General features: G+C 41.1%; 29 protein-coding genes and 1 riboswitch. Of the genes, 24 read left to right on the forward strand and 5 right to left on the reverse strand.

From position 1 onward, the window contains the following. The first annotated feature begins 110 nt into the window (after positions 1-110). The 5 genes from NSQ54_01675 to NSQ54_01695 all read left to right on the forward strand — a co-directional run bounded on the left by NSQ54_01675 (position 111) and on the right by NSQ54_01695 (position 5,359). Entirely contained in the window at positions 111-851 is a 741-nt protein-coding gene (locus NSQ54_01675; GenBank protein ID WYP26847.1) for an AAA family ATPase, read from the forward strand. Between the two features lie 76 nt (positions 852-927). Beyond that, positions 928-1,027, forward strand: a riboswitch (TPP riboswitch). 111 nt (positions 1,028-1,138) lie between these two features. Beyond that, positions 1,139-1,891, forward strand: a complete 753-nt coding sequence (locus NSQ54_01680; protein WYP26848.1) for a 3-oxoacyl-ACP reductase — start codon at positions 1,139-1,141, stop codon at positions 1,889-1,891. 5 nt (positions 1,892-1,896) lie between these two features. Continuing rightward, positions 1,897-3,219 carry an LLM class flavin-dependent oxidoreductase gene (locus tag NSQ54_01685; GenBank protein ID WYP26849.1) on the forward strand — a complete coding sequence of 441 codons (1,323 nt, stop codon included), beginning with the start codon at positions 1,897-1,899 and terminating at the stop codon, positions 3,217-3,219. A gap of 97 nt (positions 3,220-3,316) precedes the next feature. Next, complete coding sequence (locus NSQ54_01690) at positions 3,317-4,099, forward strand: SDR family NAD(P)-dependent oxidoreductase (GenBank protein WYP26850.1); 783 nt, start codon at positions 3,317-3,319, stop codon at positions 4,097-4,099. Between the two features lie 105 nt (positions 4,100-4,204). Then, the gene (locus NSQ54_01695; GenBank protein WYP26851.1) at positions 4,205-5,359 is read left to right on the forward strand and encodes a GNAT family N-acetyltransferase; all 1,155 of its coding nucleotides are present in this window, start codon (positions 4,205-4,207) and stop codon (positions 5,357-5,359) included. Positions 5,360-5,403: 44 nt separating this feature from the next. On the opposite strand, the gene NSQ54_01700 is transcribed toward NSQ54_01695, so the two are convergent. After that, complete coding sequence (locus NSQ54_01700) at positions 5,404-6,087, reverse strand: type 1 glutamine amidotransferase domain-containing protein (GenBank protein WYP26852.1); 684 nt, start codon at positions 6,085-6,087, stop codon at positions 5,404-5,406. A 77-nt stretch (positions 6,088-6,164) separates the two neighbouring features. On the opposite strand from NSQ54_01700, the gene NSQ54_01705 reads away from it, so the two are divergent. Continuing rightward, positions 6,165-6,584, forward strand: a complete 420-nt coding sequence (locus tag NSQ54_01705; protein ID WYP26853.1) for a MerR family transcriptional regulator — start codon at positions 6,165-6,167, stop codon at positions 6,582-6,584. A 23-nt stretch (positions 6,585-6,607) separates the two neighbouring features. Here the strand turns inward: NSQ54_01705 and ahpF are convergent, their stop codons facing one another. Together ahpF and ahpC are read right to left on the reverse strand one after the other, a co-directional pair. Continuing rightward, a complete protein-coding gene (ahpF, locus tag NSQ54_01710) occupies positions 6,608-8,137 on the reverse strand; it encodes an alkyl hydroperoxide reductase subunit F (GenBank protein ID WYP26854.1) in 1,530 nt (509 codons plus the stop codon). Between the two features lie 15 nt (positions 8,138-8,152). Next, positions 8,153-8,716 (reverse strand): alkyl hydroperoxide reductase subunit C, encoded by a 564-nt coding sequence (gene ahpC / locus NSQ54_01715; GenBank protein ID WYP26855.1) that lies wholly within the window; start codon positions 8,714-8,716, stop codon positions 8,153-8,155. Positions 8,717-8,983: 267 nt separating this feature from the next. Between ahpC and NSQ54_01720 the strand changes: the two genes are divergently transcribed. From NSQ54_01720 to NSQ54_01770, 11 genes are all read left to right on the forward strand, one after another. After that, positions 8,984-10,012: a hypothetical protein gene (locus NSQ54_01720; GenBank protein WYP26856.1), complete on the forward strand. Its 1,029-nt coding sequence runs from the start codon at positions 8,984-8,986 to the stop codon at positions 10,010-10,012. A 16-nt stretch (positions 10,013-10,028) separates the two neighbouring features. Further along, complete coding sequence (locus NSQ54_01725; protein WYP26857.1) at positions 10,029-10,517, forward strand: hypothetical protein; 489 nt, start codon at positions 10,029-10,031, stop codon at positions 10,515-10,517. A 162-nt stretch (positions 10,518-10,679) separates the two neighbouring features. Next, positions 10,680-10,925, forward strand: coding sequence for a hypothetical protein (locus NSQ54_01730; protein WYP26858.1), 246 nt, complete (start codon positions 10,680-10,682; stop codon positions 10,923-10,925). Continuing rightward, a complete protein-coding gene (locus NSQ54_01735) occupies positions 10,922-12,034 on the forward strand; it encodes a HAMP domain-containing sensor histidine kinase (protein WYP26859.1) in 1,113 nt (370 codons plus the stop codon). Before NSQ54_01730 ends, NSQ54_01735 begins: the two co-directional genes overlap by 4 nt. Before the next feature lie 137 nt (positions 12,035-12,171). Continuing rightward, a complete protein-coding gene (locus tag NSQ54_01740; GenBank protein WYP26860.1) occupies positions 12,172-13,254 on the forward strand; it encodes a D-alanine--D-alanine ligase family protein in 1,083 nt (360 codons plus the stop codon). Beyond that, positions 13,241-14,389 carry an alanine racemase gene (gene alr / locus NSQ54_01745; GenBank protein WYP26861.1) on the forward strand — a complete coding sequence of 383 codons (1,149 nt, stop codon included), beginning with the start codon at positions 13,241-13,243 and terminating at the stop codon, positions 14,387-14,389. Before NSQ54_01740 ends, alr begins: the two co-directional genes overlap by 14 nt. Further along, positions 14,370-15,065, forward strand: a complete 696-nt coding sequence (locus NSQ54_01750; protein ID WYP26862.1) for a response regulator transcription factor — start codon at positions 14,370-14,372, stop codon at positions 15,063-15,065. Before alr ends, NSQ54_01750 begins: the two co-directional genes overlap by 20 nt. Continuing rightward, positions 15,058-16,407 carry a right-handed parallel beta-helix repeat-containing protein gene (locus NSQ54_01755; protein ID WYP26863.1) on the forward strand — a complete coding sequence of 450 codons (1,350 nt, stop codon included), beginning with the start codon at positions 15,058-15,060 and terminating at the stop codon, positions 16,405-16,407. The genes NSQ54_01750 and NSQ54_01755 overlap by 8 nt, the downstream gene beginning before the upstream one ends. Positions 16,408-16,480: 73 nt before the next feature. Then, positions 16,481-17,221 (forward strand): class I SAM-dependent methyltransferase, encoded by a 741-nt coding sequence (locus tag NSQ54_01760; GenBank protein ID WYP28477.1) that lies wholly within the window; start codon positions 16,481-16,483, stop codon positions 17,219-17,221. 16 nt (positions 17,222-17,237) lie between these two features. Next, positions 17,238-18,065 carry a GNAT family N-acetyltransferase gene (locus NSQ54_01765; GenBank protein WYP26864.1) on the forward strand — a complete coding sequence of 276 codons (828 nt, stop codon included), beginning with the start codon at positions 17,238-17,240 and terminating at the stop codon, positions 18,063-18,065. A gap of 17 nt (positions 18,066-18,082) precedes the next feature. Continuing rightward, complete coding sequence (locus tag NSQ54_01770; GenBank protein ID WYP26865.1) at positions 18,083-18,478, forward strand: GNAT family N-acetyltransferase; 396 nt, start codon at positions 18,083-18,085, stop codon at positions 18,476-18,478. A gap of 11 nt (positions 18,479-18,489) precedes the next feature. Here NSQ54_01770 and NSQ54_01775 read toward each other — a convergent pair whose 3' ends face one another. Beyond that, positions 18,490-18,993 (reverse strand): DUF3267 domain-containing protein, encoded by a 504-nt coding sequence (locus tag NSQ54_01775; protein WYP28478.1) that lies wholly within the window; start codon positions 18,991-18,993, stop codon positions 18,490-18,492. Between the two features lie 499 nt (positions 18,994-19,492). Here NSQ54_01775 and NSQ54_01780 point away from each other — a divergent pair, with 499 nt between their 5' ends. The 7 genes from NSQ54_01780 (at position 19,493) to NSQ54_01810 (ending at position 25,722) form a co-directional block, all read left to right on the forward strand. Continuing rightward, on the forward strand, positions 19,493-19,783 hold the full coding sequence (locus NSQ54_01780) for a transposase (GenBank protein WYP26866.1): 291 nt from the start codon (positions 19,493-19,495) through the stop codon (positions 19,781-19,783). Between the two features lie 11 nt (positions 19,784-19,794). After that, complete coding sequence (locus NSQ54_01785; protein WYP26867.1) at positions 19,795-20,682, forward strand: IS3 family transposase; 888 nt, start codon at positions 19,795-19,797, stop codon at positions 20,680-20,682. A 496-nt stretch (positions 20,683-21,178) separates the two neighbouring features. Further along, positions 21,179-22,192, forward strand: a complete 1,014-nt coding sequence (locus tag NSQ54_01790) for a 2,3-butanediol dehydrogenase (GenBank protein ID WYP26868.1) — start codon at positions 21,179-21,181, stop codon at positions 22,190-22,192. A gap of 103 nt (positions 22,193-22,295) precedes the next feature. Then, positions 22,296-22,883 (forward strand): ATP-binding protein, encoded by a 588-nt coding sequence (locus tag NSQ54_01795; protein WYP26869.1) that lies wholly within the window; start codon positions 22,296-22,298, stop codon positions 22,881-22,883. After that, positions 22,864-23,652: an alpha/beta hydrolase gene (locus tag NSQ54_01800; GenBank protein ID WYP26870.1), complete on the forward strand. Its 789-nt coding sequence runs from the start codon at positions 22,864-22,866 to the stop codon at positions 23,650-23,652. Before NSQ54_01795 ends, NSQ54_01800 begins: the two co-directional genes overlap by 20 nt. A 15-nt stretch (positions 23,653-23,667) precedes the next feature. After that, the gene (locus NSQ54_01805; GenBank protein ID WYP26871.1) at positions 23,668-24,453 is read left to right on the forward strand and encodes a class I SAM-dependent methyltransferase; all 786 of its coding nucleotides are present in this window, start codon (positions 23,668-23,670) and stop codon (positions 24,451-24,453) included. Positions 24,454-24,588: 135 nt separating this feature from the next. After that, a complete protein-coding gene (locus NSQ54_01810) occupies positions 24,589-25,722 on the forward strand; it encodes a zinc-dependent alcohol dehydrogenase (protein WYP26872.1) in 1,134 nt (377 codons plus the stop codon). Positions 25,723-25,746: 24 nt separating this feature from the next. Here the strand turns inward: NSQ54_01810 and NSQ54_01815 are convergent, their stop codons facing one another. Beyond that, positions 25,747-26,544 carry a PAS domain-containing protein gene (locus tag NSQ54_01815; protein ID WYP26873.1) on the reverse strand — a complete coding sequence of 266 codons (798 nt, stop codon included), beginning with the start codon at positions 26,542-26,544 and terminating at the stop codon, positions 25,747-25,749. Positions 26,545-26,585: the final 41 nt, after the last annotated feature.

Raw genomic sequence — 26,585 nt, forward strand, 5'->3', positions numbered from 1 at the left:
ATGTTAAATGCAACTGATTTTTTCAATCTATCGCATCAAAATCAGGAAAAGAAGATGGTATAGTGTGAAAAGATGAAGTAGTTGAAAATAAATTGTAGGAGGGGGAAGTCATGTATTTAAAAAAGATCAAATTATTACGTGAAAAGATCTCAGGTCACAATGAATATCCTTTCTCGATCCCGTGTATGAAGCATTTTGATGAACTAAATCTAACCAAAGCCGTTACTTTTTTTGTGGGTGAAAACGGCTCAGGAAAGTCGACGATGTTAGAGGGAATTGCTGATAAATGTGATTTTAATACAGCGGGAGGAGGCAGGGGAAACCAATATGAGGTGCATGCTTCCCAATCAGCATTAGGAGACTATCTTCGGTTAGGATGGATGCCTAAGACTGGTGACGGCTTTTTTTTAAGAGCTGAATCCTTTTATCAATTTGCTTCTCATTTGGATCAATTAAAAGAAGATGACCCTTCCTACAGTTATGGCCGTTACGGTGGACAATCCTTACACGAACAATCGCACGGAGAATCGTTTCTTTCTTTGTTTAAAAATCGGTTTGATTGTAAGGCTCTCTATTTACTCGATGAACCAGAGGCTGCGTTATCTCCTGCCAGACAACTCGTTTTTCTAAGAGTCATTCATGACCTGGCCACAAAGGAAAACGCGCAATTTATTATTGCTACTCATTCTCCTATCCTACTTGGCTATCCAGATGCAGAGATCTATAGCTTTGATCATCAGACGATCGATTTGATTGATTACCAAATGACAGATCATTACCAGATCACTCACTACTTTCTTCAGAATCGTGAAAGAATGCTATTAGAGCTTTTAAAGGATGAAGATGAGTGAATTAAATCTTTACGCACTAATTAATCTAAGGTATAGTAAAGCCAATGTGAAAGCGTTACCCAATAATTGAATAGTCAAGAAGCACTAGGGGTGTTTTTAACTGAGATGAGTGTATACTCGAACCCTTTGAACCTGAACTAGGTAAGACTAGCGGAGGAAAGTGCCAAGCTTCAATACATAGTTACCGTGTATTTGTGTTTCATTGGTATGTATTAGTTTGCGCAGCGTTCCTACAGGAGTGCTGCGCTTTTTCGTTTATCTAACAAAAACATAGAGGAGTGGACAGAATGACAAGAACAGTCGTTGTAACAGGTGGAAGCAGAGGACTAGGAGAAACAATTGTACGAACGCTGGCGGGGCAAGGGTTTCAAGTTGTCATAAACTATTATCAAAGCAAGGCAGCTGCAGAAGCGTTGGTGGCTGAGATTGGAGAAGACAAGGCTTGTGCTATTCAAGCAGATGTAACGAATCGGGCAGAAGTGGATCAACTAATTGAACAAGCGACGGCTTACTTTGGGAAGGTTGATGTAGTGGTTAACAATGCGTTAGTTGATTTCAAGTTTGATCCTACAAAACAGAAGTCGTTTATAGAGCTTTCATGGGAGGATTATCAGAAGCAGGTTGATGGAACGTTGAAAGCTGCTTTTAACGTGATTCAAAGTGTCGTTCCTCAGTTTATTGAACGAAAAGAAGGAGCGATTATTAATATCGGAACGAACCTATTCCAGAATCCGGTTGTTCCTTACCATGAATACACAACGGCGAAAGCGGGCTTAATTGGATTTACTCGGAACATTGCGGCTGAACTTGGTGTGCATGGAATTAAAGCAAACGTGGTTTCAGGCGGTTTGTTAAAAACGACGGATGCTAGTGCAGTGACAACTCCTGAAGTGTTTGATCTAATTGCCCAATCTACTCCACTTAAAAAAGTAACCGAGACTCAGGATGTAGCGAATATGGTTGCGTATTTGGCATCGGAGCATGCAACTGGGATGACTGGTCAGAACATTACAGTAGATGGCGGACTGACGATGAACTAAGTGAGGTGAGTGATGTGGTAAAGAAACAAATACATCTAGGTGTTTTACTATATGGATGTGGACATCATCAAGCGGCTTGGATGATGCCTGATTCTAGTATCGAGCAGGTTGGCAAGATTTCATATTACCAGTCGCTCGGGCAACTTGCGGAGAAGGGGTACTTTGATGCGATCTTTTTTGCGGACAACCAAGCATTTAAAGGAAATGATTCTAGTGAAATGCCTGCCTTTTGGTTTGATCCGATCGTGAATTTAACGGCTATCTCTCAAGTGACCACCCATGTTGGATTAGTCTCAACCATTTCAAGTACCTTTTCTAATCCATTTACAGCGGCCAGACAGATTTTAAGCTTGGATCACCTGACGAACGGACGTGTAGGATGGAATCTGGTGACCTCAATGACAGATATTGAAGCCAAAAATCACGGGATGGACGCGCTGCCCCCACGTGCGGAGCGGTATCAGAAGGCTGATGAGTTTGCGGCGGTTATGGATAAGTTGTTTCTTTCATGGGAGGAAGAGGCGTTTTTACATGATAGGGATGCAGGGAGTATCATCGATCCATCAGAGATAGAGCCCATTCATCATCAGGGGACACATTTTAATGTGCATGGACCTTCTACGACGCCACGTAGTCCTCAGGGTAAACCAGTCTCGATGCAAGCAGGAGCATCAAAAGAAGGCATTGCCTTAGCGACAAAATATGCAGATGCTGTTTACTCTGTCTCGTGGAATTTGAAGCAAGCAAAAACGTTCCGAGCTAAGCTAGACCATCAGATTCAGCAAAGTGAGAACCCAACTAAGAAGATAAAAGTCTTACCTGGACTCGTTACGTATGTTGGTCGTACATATGAAGAAGCCTTAGAGAAAAAAGCAGCGCTAGATGAACGACTGCCGATTGAGACTGCTTTAAAACAACTCAGCTTCTTTACGCAACAGGACTGCTACAATTGGGAACTTGATGAAAAGGTACCACCTTTACCACCGGTAGAAGAGTTTACAGGTCCCGTTGGTCGCTACGAAACCGTTCTAGAAATTATACAGGATACCGACCCGACGGTGAGAGAATTAATAGGATACCTAAGTGCAGGTGGTGGGCACCTTACACTCATTGGAACACCAAAGGACATCGTAAATCAAATGAAAAAATGGGTGGAAGCCGGAGTAGCTGACGGATTTAACTTAATGCCTCCAACCTTACCTGGAAGTTTAGATGACTTTGTAGAGCTAGTGGTTCCTGAATTGCAGCGAGTAGGTTTGTTTAGAGAGGCTTATAGTGGTCATAGCTTTCGTGAGCATCTGGGTTTGCAGCTGCATAATAGCAAGTAGGCCTAAAGTGTGAGCGTTCTATTAGGTTATACATGAGTTTAGATCTATAATGAGTTTGTAATATTTTTTTAAATCTAATAACTCAGAGGTGATTTAATTGGGAAATCAAGAACAAGAATTTACAGGTAAAGTTGCAGTTGTAACTGGTGGCGCATCAGGGATCGGATTTAGTATCGTAGATCGTCTTATAAAAGAAGGTGCAAAGGTTGCAGCAGGTGACATAAACGTGGAGCGTCTAGAAGAATTGAAGTCGGAGTTCGGTGATCAATTTCTTGGTGTGAAGGTAGATGTAACGAAAGAAGAAGATATTGAAGCACTAGTCTCTCAAGCTGTGGAAGCATTTGGTCGTGTAGACTATGGTTTTAACGTCGCAGGTGCACAAAAGATGGCTCCGATTGCGGACATGCCTGTAGAGGACTGGGATTTCACAGTTGATCTATGTCTGAAGGGTGTTTTCCTATCAATGAAGCACCAGGCAAGACAGATGAAAAAACAGGGTGGAGGAGCCATTGTGAATGTAGCTTCCCTAAACTCACATGTACCAATGTATGCTGGTTCTGCTTACGCATCTGCTAAAGCTGGTGTTGAGATGCTAACTAAAAACGGTGCACTTGAATTAGCAAGAGAAAACATAAGAGTAAATGCAATTTTACCAGGATTAGTCGATTCACCACTTACTGCATCATTATTGGAACAAGATGATATTAATAAAGCTTATATGGAACGTATTCCAATGGAACGCCCAGCTAAACCAGACGAAATTGCTGGACCAGCTATATTTCTTGTAAGTAAGGATGCTGGATACATTTCAGGTTCAAGCTTGTTAGTTGATGGAGCTTGGGCGACATCGGGTTATCCAGATATGAGCCGTTTTATGTAATGTAAATAACGGCAGGGTAGATCACAGATCTATCCTGTTTTTTTAGGTTAAATAGAGTATACGCTTATGCTAAACTAGAGATATTCCAAGATATGGAGGTTGCACATGACCATTCGACGTTTAGAAGATGATGAATTTGAACAAGCATATGCGTTAGATTGTTACGCCTTTCAAGTAGATGATCCGGAAGAATCTCGTGCTCGGGCGAAGCGCTCGTGGAAGGATGCGACGACCTACGGCGAGGTAGAGGGTGGAAAGGTTCTTGCAAAAGTAGAGCTGTTGGATTTTGATGTAAATGTATTCGGTCAAACGATGAGAATGGGTGGCATTGCCGGAGTGGCGTCATATCCTGAGCAGCGGCGCAAGGGACTCATCACTCAGCTGATGAGCTATACACTAAAAACGATGAGAGAAGAAGGGCATGTGCTTTCTTATCTTCATCCATTTGCGGTAGGGTTTTATCGTAAATTCGGCTGGGAAATTGCGTTTGATGAAGCGACTTATACACTCCAGCCTTCCGAGTTTCCGAAGCCAGACCGAACACTCGAAGGAGAGTTTGAACGAGTGCCTTTTTCTGACTCTCGAATCCGTACAGTGTATGAGCAAAGCTGTAGTCATGGAATGCTTGTCCGCGAGAGCTGGTGGTGGGAAGCACTAATGGAGAAATACGCGAAGTATGAGACGGTTCTTTATACTGATTCAAAAGGCGTGCCCACGGCTTACATGGTGTATAAAGTGAAAGGCCATCGGTTTGAGACAGAAGAGCTTGTCTATAGAGAGAGTAGAGGGTTGAAGGCTCTGCTTTCATTTATTGGTCAGCATGATTCAATGGTTGAGTCTGTTGAAATAACAGCAGCTGGTTCAGAGCATGTGGCATATGTTCTTCCGGACCCAAAAGCAAAGGCAGTGATTCATCCTTACTTTATGGCACGAATTGTTGATGTTGAAGCATTCTTCAAAGAGTTTCCGTTTACCGAGGGAACAGGAATGAGCTTCACGCTTCAAGTTGAGGACCCCTATGCTGAATGGAATGATCGGACATTCTCGGTCTCGAGTGAAGACGGGTATGTAAGCTGCGAAGTATCATCCGAGGAACCGACCATATCGATGAGTATCCAGACATTAACTAGCTTGATGCTAGGCTACAGAAGACCTTCATTTTATCTGAAGCAAGGCTTGATCAAAGGCGATAACGAAGCGATCCAACACTTTGTGTCACTTATTCCCGGAGACGAGCCAGCTTTGATTGATTTCTTTTAAAAGAAAGAAGCGACCAGTCTACGTAGGACCGGTCGCTATTTTACTTACTTTTGAAGCTGTTTTAACACAAGGTCTGCAACGGGACCACCAGAAGCCGGGTTCTGACCGGTAACTAGGCGTCCATCTTCAACAGCGTATGGTGCAAAAGGCTTGTCTGCTTTTTGGAAACGTGCACCACGCTTAACTAGTTCTGTTTCAGCGAGGTATGGCAGGTACTCATCAAGTTCTACAGCCTTTTCTTCTTCGTTTGTGAATCCTGTCACCACTTTATCAGCAATCAGGTAGTTTCCTTCTTCTGTTTTAAGGTTTAATAACGCAACCGCACCGTGGCATACAGAAGAAATGATTCCGCCATTATTGTAAATGGTTTGGCTAATCTTTTGTAGACCTTCGTTTTCAGGGAAGTCCCAGACGGTTCCGTGACCACCTGCATAATAAATCGCTGCATAATCAGCAGGGTTTACTTCTTCAGGTGTTAATGTGTTTCCAAGCTTCTTCATGAATTTAGGATTCAGATAGAACTCCCAGTCAATCTCTTCAGCCGCAGCCAGACTATGAGGATCAATTGGTGTGTAGCCACCTTTTGGACTCACATAATCCACCTCGAACCCAGCGTCTTCTACCTTTTTGACAAAGTGTACAGCTTCTCCTAACCATAAGCCGGTCGCTCTATTTAAATCCGGATATTTTGGAAAACTACTTACAGCAACAAGAATTTTGTTAGACATCAAATCACTCCTCTATTAAGATGAATGTATCATACTACTTAAAGTGCACTTTAAGTCAAAGGAAAGGACTTGCTTAGTTGAACCATTACTCAATGAACGAAATTAAAGAAAAGCTTGGCCTGTCAGCATCAACGTTACGTTATTATGAAAAAGAACAATTAATTCCAGCAATCAACCGTGACTCATCAGGAAATAGAAGCTACACAGATACAGACATTGAATGGATTACGTTTATCAAAACATTGCGTGATACCGACATGCCGATACGAGTGATAAAGGAATATGTGGTCATGTTCCAAGAGGGGGCAGATACGATAACTGCAAGGAAAGAGTTAATGGCAGCACATGCAGAAAAGGTGCAGCAAGAGATTGACCAGAAGCTAGCCAGTCTTAAGGTGCTCCAAAAGAAGGTGAAGTATTACGACACGATTGACCGACGGAAGCAGAGATTGAGTGAGCGGGTGTTCCATACGCAAAAAAACTCGTCCCACACATAGGACGAGTTTTTACTTCATCTATCTTAATTCCGAATGAGATAGTCAAATGCACCGAGTGAGGCAGTAGCACCTGATCCCATGGAAATAATGATTTGGTTGTACGCGCTATCGGTGCAATCGCCGGCAGCGAATAGACCTTTGACGCTTGTAGCGCCTTGCTTATCTACTACGATCTCGCCCATACGATTACGTTCAACAGACTCATCTAACCATTCTGTGTTAGGCACGAGACCAATTTGAACGAACACACCTTGTAAGGCAACGTGATGGATTTCATCCGTAGCACGATCTTTGTACGAAATTCCGTTTACACTTGTGTCGCCAGTGATCTCGGTTGTTTGTGCGTTCGTGATTACCGTGACGTTTGGTAGGCTATTCACACGATCTTGAAGAACGCTGTCTGCTTTAAGCTCAGGTGCGAATTCAAGAACAGTCACGTGGTTAACGATCCCCGCAAGGTCAATTGCTGCTTCAATTCCAGAGTTTCCTCCACCGATAACAGCAACATCTTTGCCTTCAAATAATGGACCGTCACAGTGTGGGCAGTAAGCCACACCTTTATTCTTAAATTCTTCTTCACCAGGTACGCCAACATTTCTCCAGCGTGCACCAGTAGAGAGGATGACTGTTTTCGCTTTAAGCACGGCATCGTTCTCAAGCGTTACCTCAAACAGATCCTTTTTCTCCAAATGCTTCGCTTTTTGCAGGTTCATGATGTCCACACTGTAGTTCTTCACATGCTCCTCAAGGCTTGCAGCAAGCTTTGGACCTTCCGTATGAGGAACACTGATGAAGTTCTCAATGCTTAATGTATCCATTACTTGACCACCAAAGCGCTCAGCAACAATCCCAGTACGAATTCCTTTGCGGGCAGCATAAATCGCAGCACTTGAACCAGCTGGACCACCGCCAACAACAAGAACATCAAATGGATCTTTAGAAGCTAGCTCTTTCGCGTCAACGCCAACACCCATTTTAGCAATGATTTCTTCCGTGCTCATGCGACCACTTCCGAACGATTGACCGTTTAAAAAGACGCTTGGTACAGCCATAACCTGCTTATCCTCAACCTCATCTTTAAAGGCTGCTCCGTCAATCATGGTGTGCGTAATATTAGGGTTCAATACACTCATCATGTTTAACGCCTGAACCACGTCAGGGCAGTTATGACACGTTAAGCTAATATATGATTCAAAGTGAAATTCACCTTTAATTTGTTTGATTTGATCAATAACCGATTGATCCACTTTTGGAGCTCTACCACTCACTTGAAGCAATGCCAAGACAAGAGATGTGAACTCATGACCTAAAGGAACACCGGCGAATGTTACGCCAGTGTCCTCTCCTACACGGTTTACACTAAAACTTGGCGTTCTGGGTAGAGCAGCCTTTTCAATCGTAATTCTCTCAGACATAGCAGAAAGTTCATCGAGAAGAGCGATCATATCTGTTGATACTTTATCGTCTCCTGCGTTCACTTTAATCACAATGTCATTTTCTAAAAGCTGCATATATTGATTGAGCTGTGACTTAATCTCTGTATCCAGAACCATGTTTTACGACACTCCTTAGATTTTACCTACTAGATCAAGGCTAGGTGTAAGTGTTTCTGTTCCTTCTTCCCATTTTGCAGGACATACTTCACCTGGATTGTTACGAACATATTGAGCTGCTTTGATTTTGTTTACTAGGATGCTTGCATCACGGCCAATACCGTCTGCATTCACCTCAACTGTTTGAATGATACCATCCGGATCAATAACAAACGTACCACGATCAGCAAGACCTGAAGCTTCGTTTAATACTTGGAAGTTACGAGAAATCGTTTGAGATGGATCACCAATCATTGTGTACGTGATCTTACCGATTTTCTCTGAGCTATCATGCCAACCTTTGTGAACGAAGTGAGTATCTGTTGAAACAGAGTATACTTCTGCACCAAGTGCTTTTAAATCTGCATATTGGTTTTGTAGATCCTCAAGTTCTGTTGGGCAAACAAAGCTGAAGTCAGCAGGGTAGAAGCAAACAACGCTCCATTGACCTTTAAAGCTATCATTTGTTACCTCAACAAACTCACCATTTTTGTAAGCTTGTGCTGTGAATGGAAGTACTTCTGAACCGATAAGTGACATAAATAAACATCCTCCTAATATGAACATTAAGCCATTGCTTAATGATATTTATTCTAATTACATACTTATTATTAAATAATTATTACTGTTTGTCAACAAGTATGATCGAACTTTTTTATCAAAAATATAAGCTGTTTTGCGTAATAGTAGGATAAATCCCATTTCAGCATTATCATTTAGTGCCTTTACAATGATAATGAATAAATCACAAATTACCCTTTTAGCCCAAGCTCTATACGGGTAAGGTAAAAAAAGGGAGGGATTAAATTGAAAAAGGTAACAGCAATAACTGGTATGGTTTCGGTTGCTTGTATCCTTGTTGGTTGTAATACCTCAAATGAACAAACTCAAAACACGGAATCGGTTGAAAATAACACGGAGGAACAAACGGAAGGGAGTGGAACGGATACTCAAGAGGATGAAGGAGCGGAAATAGAAGCAGATGAATCGAGTGAACCAGACGAACTGAGTGACACAGAGGACGAGAAGGAAGACGCATATGAGGAAGTACAGGAAAGTGAGAATTATACGATTCAGACGGATTACATGGACGCAACGACTGAGTTCATTACAACATTCTCAATTAATCGAGAGGGAGATTTAGACGGATCACGAGAAGAACGTCTTGAGAGGTCCTTATTTGAAAGTGATCCTTCTGAACAGGATATTTTAGACTCATTTACTGAACTGTCATTAGAAGGGGATGCCCTAACCGTTGAACTCAATACAACGGAATATACTTATCTTTCATTATCTTCAGCAATGCATGGTATGTTTTTTCAGTCCTTTTCAGCCATAAGTGATTTATATGGTGTGAATGAAGCAGTCTTCTTAGATCCTGACGGGGTGAATGAAGTAACTGTCGCAGATCGATTAATTGATCAAACGATGAACATTGAAGAAGAAAGAGGTCTAACACGTGGCTATTATACCCTCTACGATACAGAACTCGAACAGACCTTATTCTTATCCGGTGGTCAATTGGATGAAAACGTTACAGGAGCCGATGGAGAGCCGTTGAACTTCGAAGAAACCATAGAAGAAATGAAAACAGTTAATGAACATGAATTGTCCTACTCAACGGCAATTGTAGAAGGAATTGAAATCGATGATGTCTCTTTTGAAAATGAGGTCGCATCGGTCCATTACACAGTGGATGAAGATCTTGTCACAGAATCCGACCAAATTGTGTTCGCAAATGCTATGCAGCTGACAGCCTTAGACTTTCATGCAACCGAGCTTGAGCTTGTAAATGAAACAGAGCGAAGAATAGTGAACTATCCATTGATTAAATGAGAGCTGAGGTGACAGGATGAAGAAGATAGCCATGGTTTTTATACTGTTCTTATTAGTAGGATGCTCGAGTAACGCCATTCAAGGTGACCAGTCCGAAGAAGCAGGCGCTGAGCCATTACAGGATGAAGCTCCTATCGTTTCAATCTTTAATTCAACGAACGAAGAACTAGAGTCGGAATCAAATGTCGTTTGTTGGAATGACTGTACCGAATCAAACACCTCCCAAGAAAGTGAAGACAGATCTGCAAGGGCTACAGAATTCGTAAATGAAGTAGAGCTTGAAGAAACGCTCGAAATTGAGCTAAGTGAGGATACACAGCACACAGTTACACATCACCTCATGACATACAGAGGTGCTACCTTAACGGAAGGAGAATTGGAAGGGAATACGTTTGACGTTCAAAGTCTCGATGAAAATCAATATGCAGTCATTACTTATTTTCTAGACGAGGCTGAAGATGTAATTGGTCAGATTGAAACGGTGTTCGCCGTAGTAATTAAGTAAAAACGAACCGTGCCCTTGTCGGGGACGGTTTTTTGATTAGCTCATAGAGGCTAAAGCTCCACTTCAAATCTGTTCCCCCTTTTTCTTTAGAATTCTTAAGGTTTTCTTTTCTTCTTCTTATGATTAGATGGATATGCTCAGATAGGAAGGAGATGAGGAGAGTTGATAAGAAAATTGATTGCTAGTATATGCTGTTTGGTCCCTATCATACTGTTTAGTGCACCTGCTTCAATTACTAATGATAAACAAGTCATATTGCTTCATAGTCATGACGATAAAATAGAAGAGATGAACACGATGTGGGATGATCTTGTTTTTGCGGATTCGGATCCTATGAGTAATGGTATGCTAGATACATTACGTGTTTGGTTGAGTGCAGAATCAATCGGGAGAGGAAGAGTTGATTGAATAAACGGTATGTGGCTCTTATGTTTAAAGTGTTTTTGATGATGTTGCTTAGTGGCTTTGTAACGAGTGTGGCCATTGCAGGATTGTATTTTCTGTATTGGATATCTAGGACTGAATATATGAACATGTTTGATCGAATTGCTGTTGCTTTTGGTAGTGCAATGAATTTTTATGGAGATGAATTTTTTAATCTCGTCACTTTTTTATTTTTTGCTGGTATCATTCTATGTTTTATTTTTATTTCTCATAGATATATCCGTTATTTCGTGAAAATTGAAGCGGATCTCAAAAAAATGGCAAGCGGGGAGCTTTCTCAACGTGTTGAAGTGAAAGAGAATCATGAGCTTGGACACCTAGCGGCTCAGGTAAATCAGCTAATTAAAAAGCTTGAAACAACCGTGCAAGAGGAGCGAATTTCTGAACAGTCCAAAACAGAATTAATTACGAATGTCTCACATGATCTTAGGACGCCGCTAACCTCCATTATGGGTTATCTTGATTTAATTCAGAGAGATCAATACAAAGATGAGGTGACTCTTAGATATTACACGGACATTGCTTATGATAAAACAAAGCAAATGAACACCATGGTGAACGATCTTTTTGAATATATACGTACAAAGAATCCAAAGTTAGTTTTGAACAAAGAAGAGATTGATTTAAAAGAGATTATTAACCAGATGGCAACCCATTTCTATCTGCAGATGAAAAAGGCAAACTTGAGTTTTAGAATGAGTCTACCTGAACATGAAGTCAAGCAGACGGTGGATGGTGAAAAGCTCTCAAGAGTGTTTGGTAATATTATTGAGAATGCAATTAAATATGGAGCGGATGCCCCGCACATTGACATTCGATTAAATCAGCTAAATGAAAAGGTTGAAGTTGAAATCCGAAACTACGGGGAGCCTATTGCCCAAGCTGAACTGCCATTTTTATTTGAACGGTTTTACCGTGTGGATCAGTCTAGAACAAAGGACACTGGTGGATCCGGTTTAGGGCTTGCGATTGCAAAAAACATTGTTGAACTGCATGGTGGAGGCATACGTGTGACGAGTGATCAAGAAGGTACAGCATTTTACGTGACCTTGCCTGCCTTGAAAGGACATTAAGTCTTTACAGAATGTTTTTCTGTAAAGGCTTTTTTTTAACTTTTTTCATTCTTTAAGATTCTTAAGGTTTTCTTTCTGCTTTCTTAAATGGTTTTTTTTATGATGAACTCACTAACAAATGAGTGGAGAGATGACCCGTGGAACGAAAAACAGTAGCTATTCTTTTTGGAGGCGTATCAAGTGAACATGAGGTGTCCTTACAATCAGCCGCAGCGGTGATTGATGCGATATCAGTAACAAAGTACAATGTCATCCAAATTGGGATTACGAAGGAAGGCAGTTGGTATAAGTTTGATGGAATTAGTCAACAGATTAAGGATGGAAGTTGGGCAAGAAGTCCCTTTTTGAAACGAGTGGTTGTCAGCCTCGATCATTATAAGCCAGGTCTCATTTTATTAGAGAATGAAAGCATCACTTACATACATATCGACTGTTACTTTCCTGTACTTCATGGAAAAAACGGGGAAGACGGTACGATTCAGGGTCTATTGGATATCGCAAACATCCCGTATGTAGGCTGCGGTACATTAAGTTCCGCTCTTTGTATGGACAAAGTGATCGCGCAACAATTAGTGAAGAGCGCGGGCATTGGTACCACCGACTTTATCTCATTTGGTCGATATGAGTATCAATTTGAACAGGTACAACAATGGGCTACAGAAGATGTGGGGTATCCGATCTTTGTAAAGCCAGCAAGATCAGGTTCTTCATATGGGATATCAAAAGTACATGATGAAATTGAATTAAAGCAAGCTATTGAACAAGCATTTACTTTTGATGACAAAGTCCTCTGTGAAGGAATGGTGTTGGGTATGGAAGTAGGGTGTGCTGTCTATGGAAATGACTATCCTGAAGTCGGCCTGATCGGAGAGATTGAACCAAGTAGAGATTTCCTTGATTATGAAGACAAATATCACTCCGGTGAGATGAAACAGTACGTTCCAGCAAGACAGAAGGAAGATGTTTTGAAAACGGTACAGCAGCTGGGAGTACAAATCTATCGCATATTAGGGTGCAAGGGATTAGCAAGAGTGGATTTCTTTATTAAAGAAAATGGAGAGATTGTTTTTAATGAAATTAATACAATGCCAGGCTTTACACCTTCCAGCAGATACCCGCGAATGATTGAAGCATCAGGGATTCCCTATCCTGCATTGGTAGAGGAGCTCATTGAGCTTGCTATGCAAGGAAGGGAAGTGAGTAGACTTGAGTCGATCTAGAGCTTGGATGGAGGTCAACCTAGATCACCTCCTACATAATGTAGACGTGATCCGCTCAACCATTCCTAGGGAAACAAACATCATGGCTGTAGTAAAAGCAGATGCGTATGGACATGGACTGGACCAAACGGCAATATGCCTCTTTGAAGCAGGTGTAACAAATTTTGCAGTGGCTACTCTAGACGAAGCCGTTCAGCTAAGAAATCTTTTACCCTTCGTGGACATTTTAATTTTAGGAATGACGTCGCCTGAGGAGGCCATGACTCTGTCACGGCTACGGTTGATTCAAAGTGTATTCTCGCCAACTTATACAAGAGCTTTAGCAAAAGCTGCTGAAAAGGCAGACGTGAGGCTTCAAGTTGAGATTAAAGTAGATACCGGTATGAATCGAATGGGTTACGCAGTTCTTGACACCGATCATATCAAAGGAATCTTCTCCTATACTCAACTTCATGTACACGGCATTTATAGTCATCTATCTGTTGCAGACAGTTTAGATCCTATAGATATAGAAACGACAAATGTTCAGGTTGCACGCTTCAACCAATGCTTAGGTGCATTAAGAGATTATCCATACGGAAAAACACATCTTCAAAACAGTGGTGGGATTATGAATCATTCCCATCTAACATATGACTTTGTTAGGCCTGGAATCATGCTTTTTGGTATTCCTTCTGGAGAGGTGAGGGAAATTGGTTTGAAGCCTGTTATGGAACTAAAAGCAAGGGTCTCAATGATTAAAACAGTGTCTACGGGTGAATGGATTGGATATGGGCGTACATGTCAATTTAATACTCCAAGGAGAATCGCAACCGTATCGATTGGTTACGCAGACGGCTATCCGAGAGCTGTTTCAGGAAAACGAGCACCTATACTAATTAAAGGACAATTTGCGGATCAGGTTGGAAATGTATGTATGGATCAACTGATGATTGATGTTACCGATATAGATGGTATAAAGAGCGGGGATCAAGTAGTATTAATTGGAACGAGTCATGATAAAGCAATAAGTATGAACACAATGGCTACTCTCGCTCAAACGATAACGAATGATTTAGCTTGCGGTCTCTCATCGCGGGTTTGTAGGTATTATCATTCGACAAGTAGTAAGAAGGATGTGGAACCGATTGTCTAAGCATATTTTAATAGTGGATGATGATCAAGAAATCGCACGCTTAGTGAGTATTTCACTAAAAAATGAAGGGTATGCCACAATGCTTGCTAGCAATGGGGTCGAAGCTCTTCAAAAAATGAAAGAAAGTGATATTGACTTAGTTGTTCTTGATGTCATGATGCCTGAGATGGATGGATTAGAATTTTGCCAAACAGTAAGACAAGATCATGAGCTCCCGATACTAATGATTAGTGCAAAGTCAGAAGATATGGATCGGATTACGGGAATTATGACTGGTGCAGATGATTATTTAATTAAACCCTTTAATATACTTGAGCTCGTTGTAAGAGTGAAGGCATTACTACGAAGAGCGTATTATTACCGTGGGTCATCAAAGGAAAGTACAATCCTTGAGTTAGGTGACCTAATCATTGATAAGAAAAAGTACAGGGCAATGGTTCAAGACAAAGAACTAAAGTTAACTTCGAAGGAATTTGAGATTCTCTACCTATTGGCTAGTCAACCTGGACAAGTATTTGATTCAGAGTCGATCTTCCAACAGGTATGGAAGGAAAAATACTACGACTCCAACAACACAGTCATGGTCCATATTAGTAATCTACGAGACAAATTAGAAAAAGCCCTGGGCTACAAGGTAATTCAAACCGTATGGGGAGTCGGTTACAAGATTGAATAATAGAGATAGAGAGGAACAAACAAGCTTGAAACGAACATATACAACTCTTATCCTGCTTGCAGGAATACTAGTAGCAGGCTGCCAGGAGCAGCAAATTGTAACAAGTGAAGAAGGGCCGCAGCTTTACGTGGCGACTGACGGTAATGACAGCAATGCTGGAACAATTGAAGAACCTCTATTAACACTTGAGGAAGCGGCAGATCGGGCAACAGCTGGAACGACGGTGACGATACGAGAGGGGATCTACTATGAGCCACTGATCATTCAGCATAGTGGAACAAAGAATCAGCCTATTCGTTTTGAATCGTATCAGGAGGAGGAAGTTCGTCTTAGTGGAGAACAACTTGAGGATGAACTCGATGATGTGGCGATGATTGAGATCAGCGGACAGAGCTATATCAACATTGACGGGTTAGAAGTGGAGCATGTAACAACAGAGCACGAAGATAAGACAGTCATTGGTGTTCTTGTAAATGGGCCAAGTGAGCACGTGGAATTATCGAATCTGTTCATACATGACATTGTGACCAATGCAAAAGATGGGAATGCGCATGGCATCGCGGTGTATGGTGAAGAACCAATTACGAACATAGAGATCACAAATAACACGCTTACTGATCTTAGGCTAGGCTGGAGTGAGGCACTTGTTGTTAACGGTGATGTCAGTGACTTTTTGATCGCGAACAATCATGTCCACCACACAAATAACATTGGAATTGATGTAATTGGTTATGAAGGGATTGCGGCAGACCCAGATCGTGACTTTGCGCGTAACGGGATCATTCGTGGAAACGATGTGCACCACAATTCTAGTTACGATAACCCAAGCTATGACGGTGATTATAGTGCTGGTGGTATTTACGTAGATGGCGGGAGTGACATTTTGATTGAAGAAAATAGTGTTTATCAAAATGACATTGGGATTGAGGCAACGTCCGAGCACGAAGGGAAGGTTGCAACCAATATTAAGATTCTTAACAATGACGTGTACGAGAATAGTTATACTGGTATCTCCATTGGGGGCTACGACTCAGAGCGTGGAGGCACCACTGATTCAGTCATAGCAGGTAACACGCTCTCCGGTAACGACACAAAAGGCCTTGAAGGTGCTCAGCTTCTCGTACAGTATTACGCCTACTCAAATCAAGTTGAGCAAAACAAGCTGACAGCGAGTCAGACGGGGTTACTTGTTAGCAATGAAAATAAAGAAAATGAGGACATGCATTTTAGTGAAAATGAATATGTGTATGATGGAGAGATCCGACCACGTTGGATTTGGAGAGGTGAGGAAGTCACGTCACCGGAAGATTTCCAAAGGCTCGTTGACCACATGCACCCGTAAACGTCCTGCTTAGGCAGGATTTTTTTGTTTTACGTGGAAAGTAGCAATAGCAGAACGAAAGGTTGTGGCTCTTATAAATGAAGAAGAGTTTTATAACAAAGTTGGAGAGATAAATGGATGGAATTTCAGTGATCTTCAGGTTGAACTTGAAGGAGTGGAGTGGGATTTTAATGAGAAAGTAAGAGAGATTGGCAAGGAATCTGATACCTTATTAGACCTTGGTACTGGTGGAGGCGAAAATGTAATAAGGTTAGCTGCAGATTTTTTATTTCTAATTGGAATTGATTCGTCTCAGAATATGATCAGGACAGCTAAACGTAATCTTGAAAAGTATGAAATCTCAAATATAAGCTTTCATGAAATGTCTAATCATGAGTTAGCATTTCCAGATCAATTCTTTCACATCGTGACGTGCAGACATGCTCCTTTTACAGCTAGTGAAGTAAACAGAGTCCTAAAGCAAGGCGGGACATTTATCACACAACAAGTCAGCGAAGAAGATAAGCTGAATTTGAAAAAGGAATTTGGAAGAGGACAGTCTTATGGGGAGCAAGGCGGGAAGTTAAAACAAAAATATAAAGTTGAGTTAAAAGAGGCGGGTTTTACATCGATTGTAGAACTAGAATACAACGCAACAGAATACTATAAAAGGAAAGAGGATCTTCTATTCCTTTTAAACCACACACCAATTATTCCTAACTTTCTAGAAGGTTCAATTGATATCGATCGATTCGATCAATTCATCCAAACAAATAAAACAAAAAAAGGAATACGCACAAACTCTAAACGTTTTTTACTGATTGCTACTAAATAATGTTCAGGAGGGCCTTATGATCATCGAACTGAAAAAGAATCAGTTTCAAAAGTGTCTTAGGTTGCTTCAAGTTGATGGATTAGCAGAAGTTAAAGCTGTACTAGAAGGGACAAGTCCAGGGCGCGTGTTCGTGGATAATACAGATCAGCCTGCCACCGGTTTTGTGTGGTTGTATTCAAACGATGGGTTCCTCTTTTTTGGTGACGCCGATAATCAACCCTTTAATCAAGCATTAAACCCATTTATCAATCAAACGATTAAACCGGAGGCAAAAAAAGTTGGCCTAGAATGGTTTGAAGCCTTGGCCTATCATTCTGGGTGGAATCAAACCTTTGAAAACGTGTTTCAACATCGAACCATTGGCAGCTGGAATCAAAGAGTGTATTTATTAGATAAGGATTCATTTATTGAGCCTGCGAAGTTGCTCATTCCAAAACCATTTAAATGTGTGAAAATGAACCGGGACCTACTGAGCAATAACAAAATTAAAAACCTTCCTCAACTAAAGGAAGAAATACTGGAATTCTGGCCATCAATCCATTCATTTCTTCATCACGGTTTAGGATATTGCATGATCTATGAGCATGAGATTGTCAGTTATTGCTTTTCTGGGTACGTGGCAGGAAACGTTCATTGTATGGGAGTGGAAACCTACAAACCCTATCGAGGCCGTGGCCTTGCTCAACATGTAGCCGCAGCTTTTATAAAAGAATGTCTAGACTCAAGCAATGTACCATATTGGGACTGCATGGAGACGAACCTTGCGTCAGTTGCGATTGCTGAAAAACTAGGACTTAAGCTTAAAATGGATTACCAAGGATATGACTTTTCCTTAATGGAATGATGAGGGGAGAGGCACGTATGATGCTTGCTGCACAAATCAATCTACCACTAGAACAGCATGAAGTGCCTGATCTAAGAGAGGTCGTAGGCTGGGATAGAAGAGATCAAGATTATCCACGTTTATTTGAACGATGTCTATTCTGGGCTGGAGTAAAAGATGACTCAGGAAGATTAATCGCATTCGGCTATCTGTGTGGCATGGGTTTAGAGCACGGATATATGGAAGACGTGATCGTTCATCCAGATTATCAAGGAGTTGGGATTGGATTAAAGATTGTAAACGAACTACTAGCAGAGGCAGAGAGTACAGGAATCGAAATCATAACCGTTACATTTGCAGAAGAGAACACAAATTTTTATGAACGAGCTGGCTTTATAAAAGGGGCGAGCGGAGTGTGGCGGCTAGGGAGATAGACTCCCAACCCTTACCGAACAGACTCCACTTTATAAAAACCTCTATAAAACTTAGAGTTCCTTGGTTTTAAAAGAATGAGAATTGAATTAAAAAGATCCGAAGCAGAAAAGAATGTGTTGATCCAACAGACAAAGAGAAGGGTTACCTGTAGTTCCCCAGACGTGAAAAGACTCAGAGTGCCCGGGATCATCGTTAATAAGATAAAGGGAGAACTCATAAATAGAAAGAACCGTGGTTTGGATAAGACCGCGCTTGAATGTAACCAAAAGAAAACTCCTCTAAACGTCAGGCTCATGTCGCCTTTCTTGTGAACTAGAACAATATGAATCCACTCATGAACAATAAAGGTGCTGGCTGCTAGTAGAATGAGGGAAATCATGTTGAGTTGGGACAAACCTAACTCTACTTGAAAAGGAATAGAAAGGATCAGGAACTGAAGGACATAAACAAACTTCATATAATGCCGGCGAAACCATAGATTTTTAATGAAAGGTGTCCATTCTGATTGATCTATATCAACTTGAGGTAAGTGACGAAACCAATAAATGATAAAAAGCCCCCCTTTTTATAACGATACCAAGAGAAAAGAGCTGTGAACCAAGCTCCTAGTGTGGTTAAGCAAGAAACGAGAAGCCTTAGCAAGAAGAACAGAGATTTCACCAAGCCCAGAGTAAGTCCTATCAAGAAACAGGTGCCGATAGCAAGAAGCGAGCGGAAGTTACCAAGAAGCCAACCTGAATAGCAAGATCAAAATCTCTCGAACCAAGAAGATAAGCACCAATACCAAGGGATACAGGACCCCAACCAAGACTGAGACTGCAGTTTAGCGCACAGTAGGCGATACCAAGAAGAATAGACATCAAACCAAGGTCCTAGCCCATTTAAGCAAGAAACTCAAGCCGTTAGCAAGAGGAACAGAGATTTCACCAAGCCCAGTGAGGTTAGTCTAAAAAGTGGACACGTTAATTTGATTCTCTGTACACTAAATCTAATCTGACAAAGGACGTGTTCCTATGACGAAAAAGTATTCTCTTGATTATCGTGAGTATGTGGCGAAGTTAATCATCGAAGAAGGCAAAAAGGCGAGCGACATGGCGTATGAATTGGAAGTTCATGTTTCCTCCATCCACCGCTGGGTTCAAGATTATAAGAAGAAACAAGAAAAGCCAAATTCAGGCGATTATTTGACTCCATCCGAAGTGGAGAAGTTAAAGAAGCATCATGAAAAGGAAATGCTCTCTCTTCGAGAGGAGAACGAGATCTTAAAAAAGGCCATGCACATCTTCACGCAAAAGCCCAAATAAAATTTCATTTTATGGATGCTCATCAAGATGAACATTCCATTGTGAAGATGTGTTCAGTCCTTCAAGTCTCGACCAGTGGATTCTACAAGTGGAAAGCCAAACTACGCGGTGGGAAAACAGAGAGTGAAAAACGGAAAGCGGACGTAAAAAAGAAGATTAGTCAATCGTTCCACGAGAGCTTGGCTACGTACGGAAGTCCTCGCGTCCATCAGGATCTAATCGAATGGGGCTATGTGATCTCGCAAAAAACGGTGGCGCGATATATGCAAGAAATGAAGGTTAGCGCAAAGCCTAAAGCGAGATATGTCGTCACAACGGATTCCACGCACACTCTACATGTGTATCCCAATTTACTGAAGAGAGTGTTTCAAGCTGCGTACCCAAATGCCATATGGGTGACAGATATTACGTATGTTCGGACATTAGAGGGCTGGTTATACGTCGCATCCATTATGGACCTGTTTTCTCGAAAAATTGTGGGCCTAAATATGAGTAATTCGATGGAAAAAGACCTTGTGTTACACGCTCTTGAGCGTGCGATAGCGACTAGACGCCCCCCGAAGGGGCTTATTCACCACTCTGATCGAGGAGCTCAATATTGTTCAAACGAGTATATCGAGGCACTTACTCAAGTGAAAGCCACTATAAGTATGAGCCGAAAAGGCGATCCCTATGACAATGCGTGTATTGAATCGTTTCACGCGACCATTAAAAGAGAACTCATCTATCGTTTTCGATTTCAAACAAGAAACGAGGCGATGAAATCCATTCATCACTACATTTACAGTCGGTACAATGAAACGAGAAGGCATTCGAATTTGAACTACCAATCCCCAAACCAATTTGAGAGAACCTACGCACAAAAGACCAATCATGACTCGCAAAAAACAATTAGTTAGGCAAAAGAACGTTTCTCCAGACTTTTAGATAAGATTTCATCTATCTCAGTAGAGGCAGTAAGATAGGCTTCGAGAGGAATCACTCTTACTTTTTAGTGTCCACTTTCTTGACAGAAGACCACCAGAGCGAGTTCCATCAAGAAACAGGTGTCGATAGTAAGAAGCGAGCGGAAGTTACCAAGAAATGACCACGATTAGCAAGACAAAAGCCCCTCGGACTAAGAACTCCATGTACCCCATTAAGAAAACCCGTACATTTACCAAGAAGAACCTCATTTCATAAGTAAAATTATACCTATTCCCGCTTGAAATGTGATCTAATATTAATAAAATCAGGTATTAGTTTACATTTATGTTGATAATATTGTAAATAGTATAATCATATTTTACTGTGATATCATACCTATTTAGTTGTACAAAATAACCCCGTTACGTATAATAAGTATAAGATTCGACAAATTTTTCAAATTGAATCAAAAGGGGACAATTACATATTATGAAAGCGCTAATGTACTATGGATCTAAAAATGTAAAAGTAGAAAATGTACAAGATTTAACGGTACAACACGATGCGGTTAAGATTAAAGTCAAATACGCAGGGATCTGTGGAACCGATCTCCATGAGTACATGCATAAAAACTTTGTTACGTCTGATCAAATGGTATTAGGTCACGAGTTCACAGGTGAAGTTGTTGAGCTCGGAGAAAGTGTTACGAGATTTAAGATGGGCGACCGAGTTGCGGTTGAGCCGATTTGGGGCTGCGGCGAATGTGAGACCTGTAAAAAAGGGAATTATAATATTTGCGCGAATATGAAATCGTATGGCATCCACGAGTTTGGTGGGTTTGCTGAATATGCTGTCATAAAGGAGTCTAATGTTTTTGTTTTACCTGACTCACTTAGTTTTGAACGTGCAGCCTTACTGGAACCGATTGCTGTAGTTCTTCAAGCCATTCGGAAGAGTACATTTAAGATTGGAGACACAGTAGCTTTGTTCGGAGCTGGGCCAATCGGACTTCTCCTTGCTGAATGCTTAAGAGCAGCTGGTGCAAGCAAGATCTTTGTTGCAGAGGTGAGTGATGAGCGAAGAGAGCTTGCACTAAAAATGGGCGCGGATGTTGTGTTAAATCCTTTAAAAAAAGACGTAGCACAAGTAATCAAAGACAGCACAAACGGTGGGGTGGATGTCTCATTTGATGTAGCAGGAATAGAAGCTACATTTAATCAATCGCTTGATGTGATAAAGCCAAATGGTGAGCTTATGATTGTCAGCATTTTTGCAGCACCAATCCAATATCATCCGACGTTGCAAGTTGTGGGTGAAAAGAAAATTAACTCGTCTCTTGGCTATAACAACATTTTCCCTCAAGCCATCGATCTCCTTTCAAAGGGATCACTAAATGTAGATTCAGTTATTACAAGTATCATTGAGTTAGACGACATTGTTGCAGAAGGATTTGAGATGCTTATTAATGATAAAAAGCAGTGTAAGATCCTTGTGAGACCATAAGTTATGATTAGGCTTAGTTAGAGTAAATATCTGACTAAGTCTTTTTTTAATTCGCCCGTTAATTAACAAAAGTGAGATATAATTGGAAGGGGAGGGGATAGTAATGTCAAAACGGTTAGCTATCATAACAGTAGGCAAAACACATAGTGGAAAAAGTACATTTGCAAAGAAACTAGAGAACCAGCTAGTGAACTCATTTATTCTTGATCAAGATCATCATGCAGAATTTATTAATCATTACTATAAAGTTCTTCAGCCTACGCAAGGACCTAATACATTAAAGCATGCCCTTTCACAGTTAATTGTTGAGTACGCGCAGAAGCATAACGATCTTAACTTCATTGTTTGTAATGCTAACAGAACAAAGGATGGTAGGAAATATTTGCTGAACGAGCTTTTTCATCAGGGTGAATACATTCGGATCTTAGTGCACTTTGATCTTGATGATCAGATCCTTGAGCAACGAATTGCTAGAAGTCATCGGGAAACAACAATATTCAGAGGACCTTATAACAGCTTTGAAGATGTTCTTAGGAAACAACAGGCGGATTCAGCCACATCCCCAAGTCCAGAAGAAGCAGACCATTTGTCTGTGATCAAGACTGATCATGATGTGGATACTGTCATAAGCAACATTATTCAAATCGAGCAAAACATGAAAGGAGATTCTCATGGAAAAAATTCAGTTTGATTATGAAGTTGGCGAAGTAATCTACAAGGTAGTGGGGGATCGGCGTTTAACTTTATATACTTTTGAACCACCCTCCAAAACTAGTCACCCCCGTCCTGCCCTTCTCTTTTTTAACGGTGGTAGCTTCAAACAAGATCCAAAGCTAGCCAACCAATTCCAGCATCAGGCGCATTATTTTTCAACCTTAGGAATGCTTGCGATCTGCGTGGATTATCGGAATGGTGCGGATGAAGACTTCATTCCACCTCAAGCGATTTGTGATGTGAAATCAGCCATTCGTTATGTGAGGAAACATGCAAACAAACTAGGTGTAGACCCGAGTAAGATCATTGTTTGTGGGTCTTCAGCAGGTGGGTATATCACTGTTTCTTCTTTGATGTTCTCTGACCTGGATGATGAAAAAGAGTCCGCAGTGGATGTTGATCACTTGCCCGATAGTCTCATCATCTTTTCTGCTGATATGGACGGTGTGGACATTATGAGAAGAAGATACCCAGAGCTTCTTGATCAAGCAGCCGACTTTTCACCTCTGCATCATATAAAAAAGATCCTACCAGACACTCTCTGGATTTGTGGAACGGGAGACGATCTTTGTGAGCAAAACAAACGGTTTGTGGAAGAGATGAATGAAGTTGGTAACCGCATTGAATTCAAAACGTACGAAGGGATGGAGCATGGATTCTTTAATTACGGTAAGCATGAGAATCTCTATTTTGAACGGACGAAAGAAGACATCGAGATGTACCTGCGGAGGAAGAAGTTGATTTAAAGGAGGTGAAGCAAAATGAAAGATATATTCAAATCAAATCTCCAAAAATACGCGGACCCCACACAATACGATGCATTACATGAATTATATCAAGATGACCTGTTATACATAATGGAGCATGCGAGTGAGATACAATCCCCTATCATTGATCTTGCATGTGGAACGGGAAGAGTAACGATTCCGTTATCAAAGCAGGGTCTCCATGTTATTGGCGTTGATCTGCATGAAGGGATGTTAAACCGGGCTAGAAAAAAGGCTGCAGACGCTCATCTGCAAATTCGTTTTGAACAGCAGGATTGCACCGAGTTGGATCTTCAAATCAAATCTCCACTCATTTATATGACCGGTAATTCCTTTCAACACTTTTTGACGAATGAAAGTCAGGATGCTCTGCTTCAATCTGTAGGTCGACATTTAGAACCGGGTGGGGAATTTGTTTTTGATACGAGAAATCCAATTTTAGCTGAATTGAGTGTTGTTGATATAAGTGAAACGGTTGAAGTCATTAACGGAAAAAGGATAGAAGGAAAACATACAGAAACCTACGATCATTCTACACAAGTCTTACATTGCGTAACGGAGAAGATTTGGAAGGAGGAAGGAGTGACTTTAGGGACAGAAAAAGAATCGATCTCCTTACGTTATACGTACCCGATGGAGCTTAAAAGATTACTAGAAGCTCATGGATTTGAACAGGTTCATTTGTTTGGTACGTGGAAGAAGGGAGCGTTCGCTGAGGATAGTCCGCAGATGATTGTTCATTGTAGGAAAAGATCAAAGCCAAATAAGCATATCAATTAAACAACCCTATAGATCGATCGCGATAATGTTTTCTTATCTTATCTGCTAATAAGACAGATAATCTTGCCACACAGAGAATATTTCCTCCATTTTAGTCAACCATGAAGGGTATGACAAATGATGAGGAGGATTCGTGTGAAAGCAGTCACGTATCAAGGTCCAAATGAGGTGCACGTTAGCCATGTGGATGACGCAAAGCTTGAGAAGAAAGATGATATTATTGTAAAAATTACATCTACAGCGATATGCGGATCGGATTTGCATTTATATCAAGGAAATATGCCGTTGCCTAAGGGATATGTCATTGGTCACGAGCCTATGGGTATTGTAGAAGAGGTTGGGCCTGAGGTAACAAGAGTAAAAAAGGGAGATCGAGTGGTTGTTCCTTTTAACGTCTCTTGCGGTCAGTGTTTTTATTGTCATCATGAGATGGAAAGTCAGTGTGATAACTCAAATCCTCATTATGATTCAGGTGGGTACTTTGGATATACGGAGAAGTTTGGGAATCATCCAGGTGGGCAGGCGGAGTATTTAAAAGTCCCCTTTGGAAACTTCACTCCATTCCGCATTCCAGAGTCATGTGAGCTAGAAGATGAGTCGTTATTGTTTTTATCAGATGTATTGCCTACAGCATATTGGAGTGTTCTAAACGCTGGCGTGAAAAAGGATGATACCGTCATTGTTTTGGGTTGTGGTCCTGTAGGGTTAATGGCTCAAAAGTTTGCGTGGATGCAAGGGGCTAAAAGGGTTATTGCGGTTGATTACCTTGATTATCGGATGGCGCAAGCGAAGAAAATGAATAATGTGGAAGTGTATGAATTCACAAAATATCCGGATATGGGTGAACACCTAAAAGAGATCACTCATGGTGGAGCAGACGTTGTCATCGATTGTGTGGGGATGGATGGGAAGAAATCTCCGTTAGAATATATTGAGCAAAAACTGAAGCTACAAGGCGGTACATTGGGTCCGATTCAGATTGCTACAAAGGCTGTCCGTAAATTTGGAACCGTTCAGTTAACAGGCGTATACGGAAGTAATTACAATCTCTTTCCGCTTGGAGCCTTTTGGATTAGAAACATAAACTTGAAGATGGGTCAGGCGCCAGTCATTCATTTAATGCCAGAGCTCTTTACGAAGATTATGAATGGGGAGTTTGATCCAAAGGAAATTATTACGCATAAACTCTCACTCGATGAAGCAAGCCACGGGTATCGTATCTTTAACGATCATAAGGATGATTGTATTAAAGTTATTTTAAAGCCTTAGATACAAAAAAACTCGACTGCACGCTCAGTCGAGTTTTTCTTTTTCTTTTTCAATTAAGGTCTGAATCACTTCTTGAACAGAGCCAGCAGTTTGCAAATTATTATAAAGCAGATCCCTCGTCTGTAGTATATCCATGGCAATTGTTGAAGACATACCGGTAATGATTAGGTTCGCTCCTTGCATACGAATGACATCTTTAAGCGTAACTAAATCTGCTAACAGGAAGTCATTGGCATTGGTGACACCAGACAAATCGGCAATAATAGTCGTTAGCCTGCGCTCCACAATTTCTTCTGTTGTGACAGTTAAGATGTGGTTAAAGCGCTCTTGATTCACTTTTCCAATTAACGGCAGGACGGCTACACCCTTAAATACGGGAACGATCGGACAGGCAAGACTCGCGATTTCCTGCTGTGAGCCAAGCAGCTCTCGTTCAATCTCTTTCTCTCGAGTCACGTCCTTTTGCACACCAATAAAGAAATGTTTCTCTTCTTCTTCAACGTACAAATGGTCAACCGTCAAGCTGTTCCAAAAGCCTTCGCCTGACTTTTTGTAGTTGTATAAAGTGACCGTGCAGGACTCGTTCGCTAAAATGGATTCACGTAGCCTTTTCACTTCATTTAAGTCGGTTTCTTCTCCCTGAAGGAAGCGACAATTTTGACCAATAATTTCAGATGCTGCGTATCCTGTCATCTCATAGAATCCTTGGTTTGCGTATATAATCGGATTGTCTTCTAGCTGAGGATCTGTGATTAATACACCGGCTCTCGTGTAGTCTAATGCTTTGAATAGAAGTTCTTTGTTAGTAATAGTGTTAATCATAGACACCTCCGTCTTTCTGTTTTCTTAAACGTTTCTTGACA

Source organism: Alkalihalobacillus sp. FSL W8-0930 (assembly GCA_037965595.1).
Classification (GTDB): Bacteria; Bacillota; Bacilli; order Bacillales; family Bacillaceae_D; genus Alkalicoccobacillus.

Bases quoted from the DNA above. Each gene is read 5' to 3' on its own strand.
- NSQ54_01675 (WYP26847.1), top strand. From the start codon at position 111: ATGTATTTAAAAAAGATCAAATTATTACGTGAAAAGATCTCAGGTCAC.
- ahpF (WYP26854.1), bottom strand. From the start codon at position 8,137: ATGGTTCTGGATACAGAGATTAAGTCACAGCTCAATCAATATATGCAG.
- NSQ54_01700 (WYP26852.1), bottom strand. From the start codon at position 6,087: ATGTCTAACAAAATTCTTGTTGCTGTAAGTAGTTTTCCAAAATATCCG.
- NSQ54_01815 (WYP26873.1), bottom strand. From the start codon at position 26,544: ATGATTAACACTATTACTAACAAAGAACTTCTATTCAAAGCATTAGAC.
- NSQ54_01780 (WYP26866.1), top strand. From the start codon at position 19,493: ATGACGAAAAAGTATTCTCTTGATTATCGTGAGTATGTGGCGAAGTTA.
- NSQ54_01725 (WYP26857.1), top strand. From the start codon at position 10,029: ATGAAGAAGATAGCCATGGTTTTTATACTGTTCTTATTAGTAGGATGC.
- NSQ54_01805 (WYP26871.1), top strand. From the start codon at position 23,668: ATGAAAGATATATTCAAATCAAATCTCCAAAAATACGCGGACCCCACA.
- NSQ54_01765 (WYP26864.1), top strand. From the start codon at position 17,238: ATGATCATCGAACTGAAAAAGAATCAGTTTCAAAAGTGTCTTAGGTTG.
- NSQ54_01800 (WYP26870.1), top strand. From the start codon at position 22,864: ATGGAAAAAATTCAGTTTGATTATGAAGTTGGCGAAGTAATCTACAAG.
- NSQ54_01680 (WYP26848.1), top strand. From the start codon at position 1,139: ATGACAAGAACAGTCGTTGTAACAGGTGGAAGCAGAGGACTAGGAGAA.
- NSQ54_01750 (WYP26862.1), top strand. From the start codon at position 14,370: ATGTGGAACCGATTGTCTAAGCATATTTTAATAGTGGATGATGATCAA.
- ahpC (WYP26855.1), bottom strand. From the start codon at position 8,716: ATGTCACTTATCGGTTCAGAAGTACTTCCATTCACAGCACAAGCTTAC.
- NSQ54_01770 (WYP26865.1), top strand. From the start codon at position 18,083: ATGATGCTTGCTGCACAAATCAATCTACCACTAGAACAGCATGAAGTG.
- NSQ54_01790 (WYP26868.1), top strand. From the start codon at position 21,179: ATGAAAGCGCTAATGTACTATGGATCTAAAAATGTAAAAGTAGAAAAT.
- NSQ54_01695 (WYP26851.1), top strand. From the start codon at position 4,205: ATGACCATTCGACGTTTAGAAGATGATGAATTTGAACAAGCATATGCG.
- NSQ54_01795 (WYP26869.1), top strand. From the start codon at position 22,296: ATGTCAAAACGGTTAGCTATCATAACAGTAGGCAAAACACATAGTGGA.
- NSQ54_01785 (WYP26867.1), top strand. From the start codon at position 19,795: ATGGATGCTCATCAAGATGAACATTCCATTGTGAAGATGTGTTCAGTC.